Origin of the sequence: Parabacteroides johnsonii DSM 18315 (assembly GCF_025151045.1) — a bacterium.
GTDB lineage: Bacteria > Bacteroidota > Bacteroidia > Bacteroidales > Tannerellaceae > Parabacteroides > Parabacteroides johnsonii.
Map to the genome: position 1 here is coordinate 3,028,724 of NZ_CP102285.1, position 18,650 is coordinate 3,047,373.

The window sequence follows — 18,650 nt, forward strand, 5'->3', positions numbered from 1 at the left end:
TAGTCTTGTGTTTAATCTTCTACAATTCTCACTCCTCCCTTATCAGCCGAACTTACCATCTTGCCGTAGGCTCTCAAAGCTTTCGAGACGACACGCTGGCGATGAGGAGGCGTAAAGGCTTTTGTGCCGCGAGCCTCTTCCTCTTTACGACGCTCTGCCAATTCTTCATCGCTGACCTTCACGTTAATCGTACGTTCGGGGATATCGATTTCGATTATATCTCCGTCTTTCACCAGACCGATTGCTCCGCCTGCCGCTGCTTCAGGAGAGATATGGCCGATGGAAAGGCCGGAAGTACCGCCACTGAAACGGCCGTCTGTGATCAGCGCACACTCCTTGCCTAAATGGCGGCTTTTTATATAAGAAGTAGGATAAAGCATTTCCTGCATACCCGGACCACCCTTCGGCCCTTCGTGTGTGATCACCACCACATCGCCTGAGACGACTTTTCCACCGAGAATGCCTTCGCAAGCCGCATCCTGTGAATCGAATACTTTTGCAGGGCCGGCAAACTTCCAGATGCTTTCATCCACACCGGCAGTCTTGACCACGCAGCCATCCAGTGCGATATTTCCTTTCAGGACGGCCAGGCCGCCGTCTTTGGAATAGGCATGTTCGATGTCACGGATACATCCGGCGGCACGGTCGGCATCCAGCTCTTTATAATAGGTTTCCTGCGATCCCATCTGAATACTGAAACGATGGGCGGGGGCACTCTTATATTTCTTAACCGCCTCATCCGTTACATTCGGGGAGGTGATAGCAAATTTATCTACAGCCTCGGCAAGTGTCATGCCGTCCACACGTTTCACATTTCCGTCCACCAGGCCGCCTTTCAGCAGTTCGTTCATGATCCCCATGATGCCACCGGCGCGGTTTACATCCTGGACATGATAGGTATGTGTGTTGGGAGCTACCTTGCAAAGGCAGGGGGTCTTGCGGGAGAGCATATCGATATCGTCCATCGTGAAGTCCGCTTCCGCTTCCTGCGCAACTGCGAGCAGGTGGAGAACCGTATTGGTGGAACCACCCATTGCAATATCCAATGACATGGCATTCAGGAAAGCCTGACGGGTAGCGATACTGCGGGGAAGAACCGATTCATCGCCGTCACGATAGTATTTATAGGCATTTTCTACAATCTGCCGGGCAGCATCGCGGAACAACTGCGTACGGCCCACATGCGTAGCGACGATCGTCCCGTTGCCCGGAAGTGCCAGGCCGATCGCTTCGTTCAGACAGTTCATCGAGTTGGCCGTAAACATACCGGAGCAGCAGCCGCATCCCGGGCAGGCATTCCGTTCTACCTGCGCGATCCGTTCATCGCTGACCGACGTATCAGCCGATTCGATCATAGCATCGATCAAATCCAGATGGCGGTTATCCAACTCACCGGCTTCCATCGGGCCACCGGATACAAAGATAGTCGGGATATTGAGCCGCATGGATGCCATCAGCATACCCGGAGTGATCTTGTCGCAATTGCTGATGCAAACCATTGCATCGGCTTTGTGGGCATTCACCATATACTCGACGCTGTCCGCAATAATATCACGTGAAGGAAGCGAATAGAGCATTCCGTCGTGTCCCATAGCGATACCGTCGTCAATAGCAATCGTATTGAACTCGGCTGCAAAGCAACCCAGCTTTTCGATCTCCGCTTTTACCTGCTGCCCGATCTCATGCAGATGGACATGGCCGGGTACAAACTGAGTAAATGAATTCACAATGGCTATAATCGGTTTGCCGAACTGCTCTTCTTTCAGGCCGTTGGCACGCCACAAAGCACGGGCTCCGGCCATGCGTCTGCCCTCTGTGCTGTATGAACTTCTTAACGGATTCTTCATCATATTATTTGTTATTTTCGAACGGCTCACGAACCGCCCCTATTTTCTTATCCTATTATATATTAAAAAAGCCCTTCTCTGTATGGAGAAAGGCTTAAGAAATATCTTTATACGACTTCACAACTTCTTGCACACCTTTCTCCTTACCTGCTAATGACTAGAAGGACCACCACGAGAATAATATGCAATACATTGTTCATCATCTTTTCTTACGTCTTTATTATTGTTTGACGCTGCAAATGTAGAACAATAATTCATATCACCAAAGAAATTAAAAGAAAAATATCAATTTATCTTACATTTCTCAAGCAAAGAAAGGAGATAGGATTGCAGTTTAATACTTCAACAGGGGTTTCAAAAAGAAAGTTCGGATAGACGAACTGCCCGACTTCGACAATAAGCATATTTGTTTGGTAATAATCCCACACCTTACTGTCAGATTCTCCACTTATTGTATAATTCCTCCAAATGCCCGCTGGTCCAAATCGAAACTCATGCTCATGAAAATCGATTTTCATACCCATGAAACAAAATTTTCCTGCAGGGGTAATATTTTTTAAGAAACATGATTTTAGACAAAATACTGAATACAAGCAATATATAAATATTTGCTTTTTTAGAGGGGGTTATTGTAAACCGCTACAACTTTGCACCCCTATCCAAAAGCAACAATTTCGCATATATCCGGATATGAATTATCCCCATTGAACATCCGCCCGGATACAGCCTCTTGACACCGATCAATATGTGGCTGGACTTGCTGCGGTTGACTCTACCTGTGCTACCCAGAGGAAATCGAAACAGTTTCTAAATATAATTCGTATCTTTGGCCCCTATCAACAGACAGAACTTATAGATAATGAAACAATACAACTTTGACGAGATCATCGAGCGCAAGGGTACGAACTGTGTCAAGTTCGACAACCTGAAAGAACGTTTCGGAAATGAGCACCTGACCCCTCTTTGGGTAGCCGACATGGATTTTCGGACACCGGATTTTATTGTGAATGCAATCAGGAAACGTTGTGAACATGAGATTTTCGGGTACACATTCGATTCGGATTCTTATTATAACAGTATCATCGAATGGGTACATTATAAGCATAACTGGAAAATCCAACGTGAATGGATCTGTTATATCCCAGGCATTGTAAAGGGAATCGGTTTCGTTTTGCAATGCTTCACCCAGCCGGGCGACAAAGTGATTATCCAGCCACCGGTTTACCATCCTTTCCGCATCGTCCCCGAAAATATGAACCGTAAGGTTGTTTACAATCCGCTTAAAATGGTAGACGGCGTTTACGAAATGGATTTCGAGCAACTTGAATCGGTTATCGATGAACATTGTAAAGTTCTGATTCTTTGTAACCCTCATAATCCGGGCGGTGTCGTCTGGAAAAAAGACACACTGGCTAAGTTGGCAGAGGTTTGTGCCCAGCACAACATACTCGTTATCTCTGATGAAATACATGCAGAGATGGCCTATCCGCAATATACGCATCATCCGTTTGCGACTGTTTCAGAAACAGCGGCCAACTGCGGTATAACGTTCATGGCTCCGAGCAAGACCTTCAACATTGCCGGAATCGTCACCTCCTACTCGATCATCCCCAATGCGGAAATACGCGAAAAATTCTATTCCTTCATGGAAGCGGGAGAATTCAATGCCGGAACGATCTTTGCCTATACGGCGACAGAAGCTGCTTACACATACGGAGCCGAATGGTTGCAACAAATGCGGATGTATATCACGGAAAATGTCCGCTTCGTAGATGAATATTGCAAATCCAAACTCCCGAAGATCAAGGTCTATCCACCACAGGCTTCTTTCCTTGTATGGCTGGATTGCCGTGACCTGAAACTCAACCAGACTGAGCTGGTAAGCTTGTTCCAGGATAAAGCCGGTTTATTACTGAATGACGGAAGCATGTTCGGTCCCGGAGGTGAAGGATATATGCGTTTGAACATCGGTTGTCCGCGTTCCGTCCTGTCTTCCGCACTGGACGCTTTGAAGAAAGCTATAGATAAGAAATAAAAACGTTTGCCTATTTAAATATCGAGATTAAGCAGACAAGTCGGAAATTATGCGTAAATTTGTCATCGTTTTATTTATCACAAATACAATTACAAATGAAAATTACAGCAAATAAGTTCGTTGCAGTTACTTACGACCTGAACGTAGGCGAAGGCGAAGAACGCGAATTGATGGAAAGAGCAACATCCGAAGTTCCTCTGAAATTCGTCTTTGGAACAGGCGCTATGCTCCCCGCTTTTGAAGACGCTCTGAAAGGACTCGAAGTTGGCGACAAATTTAACTTCTCTATAGCTCCGGCTGATGCATACGGCGAGTATGTGGAAGAACACGTACTGGATCTTCCGAAGAATATTTTCGAAGTAGACGGCAAGTTCGACTCGGAAATGATCAAAGAAGGTAACACGGTCCCGATGATGGATTCAAATGGCAACCGCATGAACGGCTCTGTCTTGGAAGTAAAAGAAGATGTAGTCGTTATGGACTTCAACCATCCTCTGGCCGGTGAAACATTGCATTTCAGCGGTGAAGTTATTGATGTACACGAACCGACAGCTGAAGAAATCGCAGCCCTCACAGCTCCGGCAGGTGGATGCGGTTGCGGATGTGACGACTGCGGAAGCGGTTGTGGCGACCATGACCACGAGGGTGGATGCGGATGTGGCGGATGCCACTAAAAAATATCGGTATTCATGGGACGCAGACAACGCAGACGAGCGCAGACAGACGCAGATATATTAATTATCAACAAAATAAATCTGCGTCTGTCTGCGTATTCTGCGTCATCCGCGTCCGGTAATGTTAATTGTCAATTTTAGTAAGGGTGAATACATTCGGAAACATATACAGGCTGACCTCTTTCGGAGAGTCGCATGGCCCCGGGATCGGAGGCGTAATAGACGGATGCCCTGCCGGTATCGAATTGGATACGGCATTTATCCAAAGTGAGCTGAATCGCCGCAAACCGGGACAATCCAAAATCACAACCCCACGCAAAGAGGAGGATGAAGTACAGTTCCTTTCCGGCATTTACGAAGGGAAAACGACAGGTACTCCGATCGGTTTCATCATCTGGAACAAGAACCAACACTCGGCGGACTACGACAATATGAAGAGTGTCTATCGTCCTTCCCATGCAGACTACACCTACCAGACCAAATACGGAATCCGCGACCCGCGTGGAGGTGGACGTTCGTCTGCACGTGAAACGATCGCCCGTTGCGTAGCCGGAGCAATAGCCAAACTGGCTCTCCGCCAAAAAGGTATCCGGATACAGGCATTTACCTCGCAGGTCGGAAACATCAAATTAAACGGCTCGTATACGGATTACGACCTTAACAAGGCGGAAGACACAGCCGTACGTTGTCCTGATCCGGCGACTGCTGAAGAAATGGAAGCTTTGATCGCTGAAGTGAAATCCAAAGGAGATACGATCGGCGGCGTGATCACCTGCGTGGCACAAGGAGTTCCCATTGGTTTGGGCGAACCGGTGTTCGGAAAGCTGCATGCGGCATTGGGACATGCGATGTTGACAATCAATGCCGTAAAAGGTTTCGAATATGGCGACGGCTTCGAAGCGGCTTTATATCGTGGCTCTGAACGGAACGACCGTTTCTTCAATGACAACGGGCACATCAACACTCATACAAACCATTCCGGCGGCATACAGGGAGGTATCTCGAACGGGCAGGATATTTATTTCCGTGTCGCTTTTAAATCGGTTGCCACTATCCTGATGGAACAGGAAACCGTCAATATGGAAGGTGAAGACACGATCCTGAAAGCTCGCGGACGCCATGATCCATGTGTCTTACCCCGAGCTGTCCCCATCGTCGAATCAATGACGGCAATGACACTGTTGGATTATCTACTGATACAACAAGCGAAACGCTTTTAAATGGACAATGGACAACTGACAATTATTTGATACACATTTCAATTGTCAATTGTTCATTATTCATGGTGATACGGTTCGTTATTCAGAATCGTCATCGCCCGATAGATCTGCTCGATAAAGATCAGACGAATCATTTGGTGGGAGAAAGTCATCTTGCTTAAGGATATTTTCTCGGCAGCAGCTTTATAAACGGCATCACTGAAACCATACGGACCACCGACAACAAAAACCAGACGCTTCGGAACCGTATGCGTCTTTCTTTCTATATAGGCAGAAAACTGCATCGAGGTAAATTCTTTTCCTTTTTCATCCAACAAAACCAAATAATCTCCCGGCTGTAATGTTTTCAGAATCAATTCACCTTCTTTCTCTTTCTGTTGGGATTCGGAAAGATTCCTGACGTTCTTAATATCAGGGATCACTTCCATTTCAAAAGGGATATAATGAACCAGACGGTTCTTATACTCATTGATCGCTTCCACAAAATAGCCGGCATCCGTCTTGCCGATCACAATCAGTGCAATTTTCATTCGTTTACATTTTAGAGATTGAGGACGCTAAATTACAGGAAAAAATACATACCTTTGCACGATAATACTCACAAAAAGAGGAGAAAGCTTATGAAACGATTATTTCTGACGTTGGCATTGGTTCTCTCGGTTCTGAGCGTAATGGCTGCCGATATACTTCCTATATCGAACGCTTTTAAAGGAGGCAACGCCTCGTCGCTCAGCGGATCAATGGACAAGGAAGTCGATATGGCCCTACCGGGTTCATCCAAAAAGTGCAACGCAAACGACGCTGTTTCAATGCTGAACACCTTCTTCGGAGGGAACAAGCCGACAGGATTCACAGTCGTTCACCATGCTGATAAAAAAGAAAATGGCTTCTTTGTTGCCAAACTGCCTACTTCATCCGGTGAATATCGCGTAAACGTGACATACCGTGCAGAAGGAAACAAAGCGATAATACAGTCTATCAGAATTGAATAAAAAGATCTTACAAACAATAACATGAACGTACAAGAAACAAAAGAACAACTGATTGCAGAACTGATCCGCCTGGCATTTGCAGAAGATATAGGTGATGGCGACCATACGACTTTATGTTGTATTCCGGCTACGGAAATGGGTAAGAGCCAACTGATCGTGAAGGAAGACGGCGTATTGGCCGGGGTCGAAATGGCTGAACGTATTTTCCACACATTCGATCCGGATCTGAAAATGACGACATTCATCCACGACGGAGCCGAAGTGAAGAAAGGCGATATCGCTTTCGTAGTCGAAGGTAAGGTACAGTCTTTGCTGCAAACGGAACGCCTGATGCTCAATGTCATGCAACGCATGAGTGGTATTGCAACCACGACACGCAAATATGTCAAAGCATTGGAAGGAACGAAAACACGCGTACTGGATACGCGTAAGACAACTCCGGGCCTGCGCATGATCGAAAAAGAAGCGGTTAAAATTGGTGGCGGCGTCAATCATCGTATCGGGCTGTTCGATATGATTTTGCTGAAAGACAACCATGTAGACTTCGCCGGCGGTATTGAAGCGGCCATTACACGTTGCCATCAGTATTTGAAAGAGAAAAACAAGGATTTGAAGATCGAAATCGAAGTTCGTAACTTCGATGAATTACAGGAAGCGATGCGCGTCGGCGGTATCGACCGTATCATGCTGGACAACTTCAATATCGAGAATACAAAAAAAGCTGTCGAAATGGTTGCCGGACGTTATGAACTGGAATCTTCCGGTGGTATCACATTCGCCACGCTTCGCGATTATGCCGAATGTGGTGTGGATTACATCTCGGTCGGAGCACTGACACACTCTGTCAAGGGGCTGGATATGAGCTTCAAGGCTTGCTGAAAAACTTTAGTTGGGGGGCGAGCGACCTCGCCCCTACGAAATACGCGTTACGACGTCACCCCGTAATTGGTATTGCTGATTGCTCTCCGGGCATGTGGCGATACCTTTTTCATTGAAGGAGAGGCGATGCCCGTATTCGCTCACCCAACCGATCCGGCGGGAAGGGTTGCCAACTACCAAAGCGTATGGCGGAATATCTTTGGTCACTACGGCTCCAGCACCGATCATGGCATATTCGCCGATCGTATGGCCGCAAACGATCGTTGCGTTCGCACCGATAGAAGCACCTTTGCCGACATACGTTTTCAAATATTGGTCTTTACGGGAAACGGCACTGCGGGGATTGACCACATTTGTAAAAACGCAGCTGGGTCCTAAAAAAACATCATCCCCGCAAGTCACGCCGGTATAGACGGAGACATTGTTTTGCACCTTCACATTATTCCCTAAAACCACCAGAGGAGAGATCACGACATTCTGCCCGATATTACAATTCCGGCCGATTGAGCATCCCGGCATAATATGGGAAAAATGCCAGATGTGTGTGCCGTCTCCGATCGTGCATCCGGGATCGATAACGGCTGTTTCATGTGCCTTGTAAGTTTCCATTTACTTATATATTAAGAAGATTGTCGGTTTCTTGCTCAGATCAGGAACTTTTCCGGCCCATTCTTTAACAGGACGCGTATGGATATATTCATCTTCGCAAGTGATATTCGAAGCAATACACAATTTGGTCGAAGGGCGGCACGTACGGATCAACTCCTCCGCCAATTTATTATTGCGGTAAGGCGTTTCGATGAACAACTGCGTCTGGTTCTCCGAATAAATGCGCCCTTCCAGCTTCTTGATCGCATTCGTACGCTGTGAAGCATCGATCGGCAGATAGCCATGAAAAGCAAAGCTCTGCCCGTTAAAACCGGAACCCATCACCGACATCAGGATCGAAGAAGGGCCGACCAGCGGAACCACCTTGTAACCTTTACGCTGTGCAATCGCCACCACATCCGCACCCGGATCGGCAACAGCCGGACAACCGGCCTCCGAGATCACACCGACCGACTCGCCTTTGGCCAAAGGGGCCAGATAGCCGGTAACCTCTTCAGGCGACGTATGCTTGTTCAGTTCATAAAAGACAAGATCGTCTATCACGATAGAGGGTTCTGTTTTTTTCAGGAAACGGCGTGCCGTACGCACATTTTCAACAATGAAATGGCGGATGGAAAGGATGACATCCCGGTTATATTCGGGAAGCACCCGGCGATGTTCAACGTCGCCAAGCGTGACGGGAATGAGGTAAAGAGCGGACATGAATTTATGATTTATGATTTATGATTTATGATTTATGACCATGATAAAAAAGGCGACATGGCCATAAATCATAAATCATAAATCTTAAATCTTACGCAAAAGTAGTATTTTTGCCGAAAACAAGCGAAAAGAGATGGCACTTCCGATAGATTTTATCACACGTACCCGCGCATTGCTGGGAAATGAGTTCGACAGTTTCGAAGCGGCGTTGCAGGCCGATGTCCCCGTCAGCATCCGTATCAACGAAAAGAAAGGCACTCCTGCTCCGGTAGCCGATATTCCTGGTAACCGGGTGGCTTGGTGCGATACAGGCTATTACCTGCCTGAAAGGCTTTCGTTTACCTTCGATCCGCTCTTCCATGCCGGCGCCTACTACGTACAGGAAGCGTCGTCCATGTTTCTCGAACAGGCGGTCCGCAGTCATGTGAAAACGCCTGTCCGGTGTCTTGACCTATGTGCCGCTCCGGGAGGTAAATCAACTCATCTGGCGGCGTGCCTGCCGGAAGGGAGCCTGCTAGTCAGCAATGAAGTGATCCGTAGCCGGAGTCATATACTTGCGGAAAATATCGCCAAGTGGGGAAATCCGAATTGCATCGTGACAAACAATGATCCGAAAGAGGTCGGCTGCCTTACGCATTTCTTTGATGTGATCATCGCTGACGTGCCCTGTTCCGGCGAAGGTATGTTCCGCAAAGATACCGATAGTACAGGCGAATGGAGTATCGCGAACGTCGAACTCTGTGCCGGACGCGGACGCCGCATCATCCACGATGTTTGGAACGCACTGAAGCCCGGTGGTCTGCTGATCTATAGCACCTGTACCTACAACACGGAGGAGGATGAAGAGAATATCCATTATATAACGGAAGAATTGGGAGCCGAAGCACTGCCCATCCCCATAAAGGACGAATGGCAAATCACCGGCCCATTGAAATATAACCATCCGGTCTACCGTTTTTTCCCGCACAAGACCAAGGGAGAAGGTTTCTTCCTCGCCGCCCTGCGCAAAGCGGATGGCGAGACGGAAGAGATCCGGTTCAAAAACAAGAATAAAAAAGAAAAGGGGAAAACTGCTCCTGCCATCCCGAAAGCTGTCCAATCCTATCTGTCGGACACGTCTTCTTTTTCACCCGAATGGAGCGGTAATATCCTGAGGATGCTCCCCGAATCCGCTCGGGACGCATCCCCCCTGCTTCGCGAGCACCTGCGCATTCTTTCGGCCGGTATCTGTATCGGCGAGACGAAAGGAAAAGATTTCATCCCTGCCGAAGAACTGGCACTCAGCACGGCTCTGTGCCCGGAAGCTTTCCCCGTGGCTGATTTAGATTGGGACGATGCGATCCGGTATCTGAAAAAAGAAGCTCTCCTCCTGCCTGCCGGCACAGAGAAAGGCTACGTATTGGTCCGTTACAAAAAGTTTCCGCTCGGTTTCACCAAACATCTCGGCAACCGTGCCAACAACCTTTATCCGCAGGAATGGCGCATCCGCACGGGGTATGTACCGGAGCAGGTGAAGACTATGCTATCTCTCTTATAGAGAAAGGGTCCCCCTCTACACAGGCCGATCTAAAAGACAGGATGTTGAATTAACACATAGCATCTTTCAATAAGATTATTCACTTTTCACAACCTCTGCCGGATTACTGTTAGCCGCCCTCAACACCTGTCCCAGTACGGTAAGTAGCACCACTGCGATCACCCCCGTGAGTACTCCTGCAAGTAGCCATCCAGGGATATCCGTGCGATAGGCATATCCTTGTAGCCAGTTGTTCATGGTAAAGTAAGCCAGCGGAAGTGCAAAGACACCGGCGATGACCACTTGCAGCGTATATTCGCGGAAGAACATACGAACGATCGTTTCGGCTTCAGCACCAACTACCTTACGGATGGCAATCTCTTTTCGACGACGGTGAGAAGCGGCAGAGGCCACAGCATAGATACCAAACAATGAAATCAACAGGCAAACAACCGCCAAAACGGAAAACATTTTCAGACCCACCTGTTCCGAACGGTTAAGGCGGTCATACAAATCACCTATCGGTGTCAAACGGGCATCAGTCAACGTAACGTCGACTTCGGGAAGAATCTCCATAATCCGACGGATCGCCTCCATCTCCTTTCCGGGAACAATGCGTAAATACAAAATATTGAACAACTGTGGTGAAGGAAAGAAAAGCGCAGGCTGGATACGGTTGCGAAGTGACAACAAATGGAAATCTTTCACCACACCCGCCACTTCATAATCGGCTACAGAATCCTCTTCGAACACCGGCATACGGATAACCGTCCCCACCGGGTCACGAAGCCCCATTACACGGACCGCCTCCTCGTTGAGGACCACCTTTTGCATCTCTCCTTCCTCCCACCACTTCCCATGAAGCAGTTCCAAACGGAACGTCGAGGCAAAACACTCGTCTACAGGAAGCAGATAAAAAGAGCTGTTCGCAGAAAATTGCTCTCCCGGCCATTCCACCCGATTCGACAGACAATAAGGCAGTACTTCATGGCGAGGTTCGAAATAAGCATCGGTCAGAATTTCGATTTGGGGAACAGTTTTCAACCTGTCTATCAAAGCAGCTTCCACTTTTCCCGAATAATCCTGAAATCCGGACAACTGTACGATTCCGTTACGGTCAAACCCCAAATCTTTGTGATTGACAAAACGCATCTGCATCATTACGACGGATGCGGCAAGAATAAACACGACACTGACAGCAAGTTGTAAGGTCACAGCCATCCGCCTCAGCACCGGCTGCCTCCTACCCTCCCTTTCCGACAGAGACAGCATAGCCAAACGGCTTAAGCGCCAAAAAGCAACAACACCGACAAGCAGTATCGAGCTCCATAATACGGCACTGCAAGCCAGAAAGAACAGAATCAATTGCGACACCCCTATTTCAATACCCAACAAGCCAGAAAAAGCAGGACGGACAAGTATTATCAGGAAATAGGACAGCAGAAAGGCAATCAGAGTCGAACAAGCCAGTTCAAAAAGCATCTGCCGGATCAACTGGCCTCCCGTCGCCCCGTTCACTATGCGTAAATGCAACTCTCGGAGGCGCTGGCGGAAAAAGTCGAGATGCAAGTTTAAGAAATTGAATACCGTTGACAACAGCAACAATATCCCGGAGGCGACAAACAAACCTATGAAATTCAGTGTAAAGGGAGCATCCGAGTTCAGATGGTGACGGATATCGCCAACAGGTAATATCCGCAACTCAACATCGGGGTTACTCCCAGAACGGGAAGCCAAATCACGCACTTGCTCTGCCAGTGCCCCAGCATCCGCATGAGGATTCAACTTCACATACAAATCAAAGATAAAAAAGCCCCATTGTTGTTTTTCATCTATTCCGGCAAAGTGTTTGACCATATCGCTGTAAATAATCGCATCGAATGAGAAATTCGAGTTGGCCGGCGGGTCTTTCACCACAGCCGTGACCGTATAGGGAGGCCAATCCGCCCTTATCGTATTCTGCACCTGCTGCCCGACCGCTTTTTCCGGATCACCGAACAAGCGGATAGCCATTGTTTCCGTAAGCACGATATTATCTATGACTTGTAGCGGATGTTCGGCATCACCACAAACAAACTTCTGCGGGAAAACATTGAAGAAAGCATTCTCGGCATAAAGCATGCGCAACCGGACATACGGAACATGATCAGTACGACAGTTCTCCTCCTGCCCGGTTATGCAAACAGCAGAAGCTTCTACTGCCGGAAACTGTTCGTGCAATGCCTTCTCATAAACTTTCGAAAGGCTTTTGTTCACATTTCCGGACCGTTTATCTATGGCATAAACACGATAAATATCCTCCGCTTCCGGATAGAAACTGTCGTAAGACGTTTCGTAATGCAGCCAATAAAGGGCCGGGACAAAACAAGCAAGCCCGAATGCCAAACCGAAAATACCGGTCAGCGACTGTGTCTTGTATTTCCACATATTGCGAAAAGTGATTTTCAGATAAAGTGCCAACATAATACTATCACATTTAAAGTATAAACATTTCAATCCATGCAAAACGTATAAAGCGAAGCTTCGCCACGTCGGAGCAGTTTTGCTTTTTTTGTGTTGGGGGCATAGACGAAGGTTTCCGTCACGACAACCCGCTGGTTCTTTTCATCGAGATGAGCATGGCTGACAAACGGACCGCCCATCATATCGCCTTCCATCTCCCATAAGCCTCGCACGACTCCACAGTATTCCCCGTTCTTCGAGATTGCTTCGTAAGAGGGAGTAAAACGCTTTTCGGTCGTCATATAAGAACCGGGAAACGCCCCCTGTATATGTTCTCCCAAAACGGAATCACGCATGGCGACCAGATAATCCAACGTAAACGTGCGTCCGCTGACATAAGGAAAACTATACACGACCATATCGATCCGTCCTCTCGTACCATGATCAGTCACCCAAAAGAAGTCTGCCGTATCTTTGTAAGAACACATCTCTTCCGGAGCATACAGCTGCGCATTGAAACGTGCCCTCACTTTGTCATTCACCCAGACGCTATGCGAACTTTCCAGATAATCGGCCTGCCGTTCCCGTTCTTTCTCTCCTAACCAAGCAACCAATGATGTGCCTTGTTTTTCCAAGTATTCAGCCAAAAGCCGGGAAGAAGGAGCGTTGAGCGTAACCACTTCCTGCCCCGTAGCCCACCGGTCTTTTTCCTTATGTACAGACACCTTTGTATAAAGGGCTTCATCGATCCGGACATGGATAATGTTGCGGACATAATGCAGCAGACCGTTAAACTGGGAAGGCTCGGCATACGTCACCCGCATGGCCGGCTCATTCTGCGGCAGTCCCGGAATAGGAGCAGTCAGTTGGTCGTACAGTGACCGGCCCGCTTCCCCTTTCCACGCATCTTTGTCCATTACAACCAATACTTCATAAGCAAAACCAGTTGCCCGCTTCATAAAGATAGACTGTTTAGCCGGTTTGGATGACCGATTACAAGCGGTCCCCCCTATCAGGGCGATCAGAATCAAAGTTAATAGAAATCGCGTTCTCATATCATTCCTCCATTAGATTATCTTAAAAAACTAAATTTACACGAAACAAAGATAGAGAGGAAGAAAAAGAAAGAAAAGAGACGATGCCGGACAAGTGAAACACCGGATAACAAACTAAGATACAACCATATAAACCAATCAAAAAGTAACAAATATCCAATTTGGCGGACAATCCGCCTCTTTCCGGTCCTTAATAAAGACGAATAAATTGATCCAAATCGACCTTCTCATCCAGCCGGAGCTTCTTCTTCAACCGGTTTTTCGATTTGGTCAGTGCTTCCGAAGTATTATTGAAAACAGCTAATTGTTCCTTCCGCGAGAAGTTCCATTTGACCAGACAGCAGATTTCCTGTTCATGGCGGGTAATCCCTCGCTTCTCCTTCAAGTCGGACAAGACATGGTGGAAAAGGATATCGGTCAGATGGAACAGCCCATTCCATTCCTCGCGGGTAAGGTTCGTGCGAAGCGGATCCTCTTTCAACTGGACCAGCATCGAAAGGGAATCGGACTGGCATTCGTTTTCAACCGATAAGGAGGAAATTATCCGCTCGCTCTCCCGGAGTTTCTGCTGGTAGAACTCAAGGTCAGACATCCGTTCCTTATAGTGTTCGGATTCGGATGCCGAATGCAACAAGTCTTCTTCCAACTGCTTCACCTGCCTGGCATATTCGTAACGTTCCTTTTGCCAACGGCAGATGGCCGCTTTATTCCGTTTCAGCTTCTCCTTCACCAACCGAAAGCGTTCTTGTCTGCCACCCGTACGAAACCCGACCGCAAATCCGAGCAAAGCTCCTGCGATCAGGGCGACAAAACATAAGGTAAATAATACGAATGTCCAGGAAGAAGAAAGATCCATACCGTCTATATTTTGTTTTTCAGATATTCATAAATTGCCAGTTGTGCCCGGACTTTCACCGGGTTGTCATCCCGTTTGAAATTGTTATGTAGATGTTCGTCGATCAAACAGGCTTTTACATTATCTTGCAACTGGATATTCAGGATATCTATGATATTTCGCTTAATCTCCGCATTCAGAATCGGGAAAGCAGTCTCTATACGCCTATTCAGGTTCCGGCGCATCCAATCGGCAGAAGTCAGGAACAGCTCCTCTTCACCGTCATTATAGAAGTACCAGATGCGAGAATGTTCCAGAAACATATCCACTATACGAGTAACCTTGATATTCGCACTGAACGGACGGTTCGGAACCAGGCAACAAATCCCCCGGACAATCAGGTCGATTTCCACCCCGTTCTCACTCGCATTATACAGTTCATTGATCATATTCTGATCATGAAGTCCGTTCATCTTCAATATGATGCGGCCTTTACGCCCAGCCTTCACATGTTCGATCTCCCGATGGATCATACGAGTCAGTTCCGGCACCATATTAAAACGGGCAACCAGCAAGTGGCGGAATGTCGGATCGGTCAACTTCCCTTCCAGCACTGCAAACACTTTGTTTATGTCGGTTATCAATTCCGAATTCGAAGTCAGCAACGCCATATCAGAATAGATACGTGCCGTTTTTTCATTGAAATTACCGGTACTCAGATAGGCAAAATCCCTCCGCTTACTGCCGTCTTCCGTATCTTTCCGCAGGATAACCGCCACTTTTGCATGCACTTTCAAGCCGGGAATGCTATAGATAATACGGATACCTGCCTGCTCCATCCGTTCAGCCGTACTCATATTGTTCTCTTCGTCGAAACGAGCTTTTAGCTCTACAAAGACCGTTACCTTCTTCCCATTCTGCGCAGCACTGATCAACGTGTTGATAACGGCCGAATTCTCCGCCACCCGGTATTGCGTGATTTTAATTTCATCCACTTTCGGATCAAAAGCCGCCTCCATCAGGAAACGGATCAGGTAGTCGAAAGACTGGTAAGGAAAATGCAACAGGATATCCCGCTTTTTCACTGCCCGGAAGACAGAGCCCATCTCGTCCAGGAAAGGCACACGCATGGGAGACGGAACCTGTTGTTCCAGCTCTTTCCCCTTCGGATTCGGCAGCTTGATCAGGTCCTGCAAATTGTTATACCGTCCCCCCAATACCAGATCGTCCGTGGTAATACCAAAGGCACTGCATACAAACGCCAGAAAATCTTCAGGCATATTGCTATCGTACATAAACCGACTCAAGGCACCAATCTTACGCTTTTTCACTTTCTTGCGAATGTTTTCCACGATATTCCCTCCTTTCTCGTCATCCAGGTAAATATCAGCATCTCTTGAAATCTTGATGCTGTAACAACTCTCCACCACATAGCCGGGGAAGATACTGGACAAATTGGCCCGGATAATATCATCGATAAACATGATATAATGTTTCCCTTCATGCGTGGGCAATTCAATAAAACGGGGCACTTTTGCATACGGGATTTTCATCAGGGCATAATAATAGTCCGGCACATAATCCGGATCAGCCATCCGCTTGCTCTTTTTCATCATCCGGATAACCAGATAAAGACGGCGGTCACGTATGAACGTACGGATATCCCCCGCCTGTATCATGACTGGCGAAAGGAAAGGAAACACCTCTTCGTTGAAAAAATTATGCACAAATTCCTCATGAAACGGTTCCGGCCGGCTGTCCTGATACAAATAAATATCCTGCCGGTTCAATTCTTGCAATACTTTGGAGAAGATACGATAATATTCGCGCTGCTGCCGATTCACCTCTTCTGTGATTTCGGCAAGTGTCTCTTCGGCTTCCGCTCCGCTTTCTTCGGTAAAGTTCTTTTTCATGATCACTCCCCGATGCTCGGCAACCCTGATTTCGTAAAACTCTTCGAGATTGGACGAATAGATCGACAAAAACTTGATACGCTCATAGATAGGGAGCGTTTCATCCTCCGCCTCCAGCAAAACGCGATAGTTAAAGGACAACCAGCTAATATCACGTTTAAAGTATTTATGTGAATTCTCCATCGTATTATTATCTTCGGTCGGTAAATATAAATACTTTTGTGAGATAAAAGAAATTGTTATGCTTAAAATAGGACTTCTTTCAGATACCCATGCCTGGTGGGACGACAAGTACGCGGAATATTTTTCGGAATGTGATGAAATCTGGCATGCAGGAGATATCGGTTCGGACGGATTGGCGGCACGGCTGGGTACCCTGAAACCACTTCGCGCCGTATATGGTAATATTGACGGGCAATCACTCCGGCTGCAATATCCGCAAATCGCCCATTTCAAAGTCGAAGAAGTAAACGTGATGATGACGCATATAGGAGGCTATCCCGGCCGTTATAACCCGCTTATCCGGAAAGAGTTGTACGACACCCGGCCCAATCTTTTTATTGCCGGACATTCGCATATCCTGAAAGTTGCTTTCGACAGAAGTTTGAATTGTTTGTATATCAACCCGGGAGCAGCCGGTAAAAGCGGGTTTCATCAGGTAAGGACTCTGGTACGTTTCGTAATAGACGGGAAGCAGATCAAAGATTTGGAAGTTATTGAATTGGGCAATCGGTAAGAGTGCAACCATTTGCACCCTTACCGATTCTAACAATTGGCACAGCAGAAATTTTCTGCCAACAGGACAGTGTTTTGCAAATAAGCAAACTCCTGTTCAAAATACTCGCTGAAAACACCTGAACTCAGATTTTCTTCAATCTGTTTGGAAGTCCAGAGTTTTCCATTCGGTTGTTTGATCTGATCCATTACCTCTTCTGAGCGCACACACATCACATACAGGTTCACCAGATGTTTCACCTTTTCGTTCTCAAATGTGTACCGAATCAGGAAGCGGGGCATGGCATCGTCTTTCTCACCCAAGCCACCCATTGTTTCACGCACTGTACTTTCTATACTATGGCGGAACAAAACATAGCTGTAAAACGGATAGTCGATCGTATCAGGAGATACAAAAGACTTCTTCCCCCTATTTACCAGATAAAGCATTCCCTGGTAAATAACAGCTACACGTACGACAGGATGATAATACTTTTTTGGTAACGAACGACTTACAGATCGGGCTATGCAACCAATCACCTTTCCTCCGTCGTTCAAAACAGGCAACCACATTTCTTTTCGAAGGCTGCCTTGCATCATCGAGATTCTTATCTGTTCATACAGAATCAAAAATACTCCGATAACGATCCCAAGCTCCCTGTATAAAAAACGCTCCATACGCACGCTCTGCATCGTTTCGGGCAGAATACTGTATACCAAAATGATAAACAGATGCAATGTATAGAGATTCTGGATGAGCTGGGCGACAAAAAAGAATTCATTTAATGTAGTACGCATCAATGTCCGCTTGTAAGTCGGATGCTGAGAAGTCCGGATTCGCCGCAATATTGTCCGTTTGGCAAACCCCAAAAACGCCAATACCACCACCAACAAAACTTCTGTTATTAACGGAGAATAAATAAACAACACCGGCTCAAGCCGAAGGCAAAGAAAAATCGAATAAAGAACTAATGTTGTCGCAGCCGGTAATAACAAAAATTGATAAACCTTATCCTTACTCAGGATCTGAAACAAAAAAATACAAACGAAACAAAAGGTAACGCCGATTATGAAGGATAACAAATATGAAAAATAATTATCCAAAAACATAAACAGCAACAATGGCACTAAGCCTATGGCCTGATTATCCAGGCCTCTCTTCACTTTGTTCATACCCTTTTCCCCTTTTTTCCCTTTATAACATAACAAATTGTACA

At 46.9% G+C, this 18,650-nt stretch carries 16 protein-coding genes; 7 read left to right on the plus strand and 9 right to left on the minus strand.

Annotated features, from left to right (window positions below; all coding sequences use genetic code 11):
• Window positions 1–11: 11 nt before the first annotated feature.
• A complete protein-coding gene (gene ilvD / locus NQ564_RS12655; protein WP_039848215.1) occupies window positions 12–1,847 on the minus strand; it encodes a dihydroxy-acid dehydratase in 1,836 nt (611 codons plus the stop codon).
• A gap of 859 nt (window positions 1,848–2,706) precedes the next feature.
• Here ilvD and NQ564_RS12660 point away from each other — a divergent pair.
• From NQ564_RS12660 to aroC, 3 genes are all read left to right on the plus strand, one after another.
• Window positions 2,707–3,882: a MalY/PatB family protein gene (locus tag NQ564_RS12660; RefSeq protein WP_008149853.1), complete on the plus strand. Its 1,176-nt coding sequence runs from the start codon at window positions 2,707–2,709 to the stop codon at window positions 3,880–3,882.
• A 95-nt stretch (window positions 3,883–3,977) separates the two neighbouring features.
• Complete coding sequence (locus tag NQ564_RS12665; protein ID WP_008149855.1) at window positions 3,978–4,556, plus strand: FKBP-type peptidyl-prolyl cis-trans isomerase; 579 nt, start codon at window positions 3,978–3,980, stop codon at window positions 4,554–4,556.
• A gap of 146 nt (window positions 4,557–4,702) precedes the next feature.
• Entirely contained in the window at window positions 4,703–5,776 is a 1,074-nt protein-coding gene (gene aroC, locus NQ564_RS12670) for a chorismate synthase (RefSeq protein WP_008149858.1), read from the plus strand.
• 56 nt (window positions 5,777–5,832) lie between these two features.
• Here aroC and rlmH read toward each other — a convergent pair whose 3' ends face one another.
• Window positions 5,833–6,306 (minus strand): 23S rRNA (pseudouridine(1915)-N(3))-methyltransferase RlmH, encoded by a 474-nt coding sequence (gene rlmH / locus NQ564_RS12675; protein ID WP_008149860.1) that lies wholly within the window; start codon window positions 6,304–6,306, stop codon window positions 5,833–5,835.
• 90 nt (window positions 6,307–6,396) lie between these two features.
• On the opposite strand from rlmH, the gene NQ564_RS12680 reads away from it, so the two are divergent.
• Both NQ564_RS12680 and nadC read left to right on the plus strand, forming a co-directional pair.
• Window positions 6,397–6,768, plus strand: coding sequence for a DUF4783 domain-containing protein (locus NQ564_RS12680; protein ID WP_005645811.1), 372 nt, complete (start codon window positions 6,397–6,399; stop codon window positions 6,766–6,768).
• 21 nt (window positions 6,769–6,789) lie between these two features.
• Window positions 6,790–7,647 (plus strand): carboxylating nicotinate-nucleotide diphosphorylase, encoded by an 858-nt coding sequence (nadC, locus tag NQ564_RS12685; protein WP_008149865.1) that lies wholly within the window; start codon window positions 6,790–6,792, stop codon window positions 7,645–7,647.
• 33 nt (window positions 7,648–7,680) lie between these two features.
• Here nadC and NQ564_RS12690 read toward each other — a convergent pair whose 3' ends face one another.
• A complete protein-coding gene (locus NQ564_RS12690; RefSeq protein ID WP_008149867.1) occupies window positions 7,681–8,256 on the minus strand; it encodes an acyltransferase in 576 nt (191 codons plus the stop codon).
• Complete coding sequence (locus NQ564_RS12695) at window positions 8,257–8,958, minus strand: SAM-dependent methyltransferase (protein WP_008149869.1); 702 nt, start codon at window positions 8,956–8,958, stop codon at window positions 8,257–8,259.
• Window positions 8,959–9,091: 133 nt separating this feature from the next.
• On the opposite strand from NQ564_RS12695, the gene NQ564_RS12700 reads away from it, so the two are divergent.
• The gene (locus tag NQ564_RS12700) at window positions 9,092–10,495 is read left to right on the plus strand and encodes a methyltransferase RsmF C-terminal domain-like protein (protein ID WP_008149871.1); all 1,404 of its coding nucleotides are present in this window, start codon (window positions 9,092–9,094) and stop codon (window positions 10,493–10,495) included.
• Window positions 10,496–10,570: 75 nt separating this feature from the next.
• Here NQ564_RS12700 and NQ564_RS12705 read toward each other — a convergent pair whose 3' ends face one another.
• The 4 genes from NQ564_RS12705 to NQ564_RS12720 form a co-directional block, all read right to left on the minus strand.
• Complete coding sequence (locus tag NQ564_RS12705; RefSeq protein WP_129650156.1) at window positions 10,571–12,937, minus strand: ABC transporter permease; 2,367 nt, start codon at window positions 12,935–12,937, stop codon at window positions 10,571–10,573.
• Window positions 12,938–12,966: 29 nt separating this feature from the next.
• A complete protein-coding gene (locus tag NQ564_RS12710) occupies window positions 12,967–13,971 on the minus strand; it encodes a DUF4837 family protein (RefSeq protein ID WP_008149873.1) in 1,005 nt (334 codons plus the stop codon).
• A gap of 190 nt (window positions 13,972–14,161) precedes the next feature.
• A complete protein-coding gene (locus NQ564_RS12715; protein ID WP_008149874.1) occupies window positions 14,162–14,827 on the minus strand; it encodes a hypothetical protein in 666 nt (221 codons plus the stop codon).
• 5 nt (window positions 14,828–14,832) lie between these two features.
• Window positions 14,833–16,902, minus strand: a complete 2,070-nt coding sequence (locus tag NQ564_RS12720; RefSeq protein WP_008149875.1) for an RNA degradosome polyphosphate kinase — start codon at window positions 16,900–16,902, stop codon at window positions 14,833–14,835.
• 58 nt (window positions 16,903–16,960) lie between these two features.
• On the opposite strand from NQ564_RS12720, the gene NQ564_RS12725 reads away from it, so the two are divergent.
• Window positions 16,961–17,455 (plus strand): metallophosphoesterase family protein, encoded by a 495-nt coding sequence (locus tag NQ564_RS12725; protein WP_008149876.1) that lies wholly within the window; start codon window positions 16,961–16,963, stop codon window positions 17,453–17,455.
• A 29-nt stretch (window positions 17,456–17,484) separates the two neighbouring features.
• Here NQ564_RS12725 and NQ564_RS12730 read toward each other — a convergent pair whose 3' ends face one another.
• A complete protein-coding gene (locus tag NQ564_RS12730) occupies window positions 17,485–18,606 on the minus strand; it encodes a hypothetical protein (RefSeq protein ID WP_008156909.1) in 1,122 nt (373 codons plus the stop codon).
• Window positions 18,607–18,650: the final 44 nt, after the last annotated feature.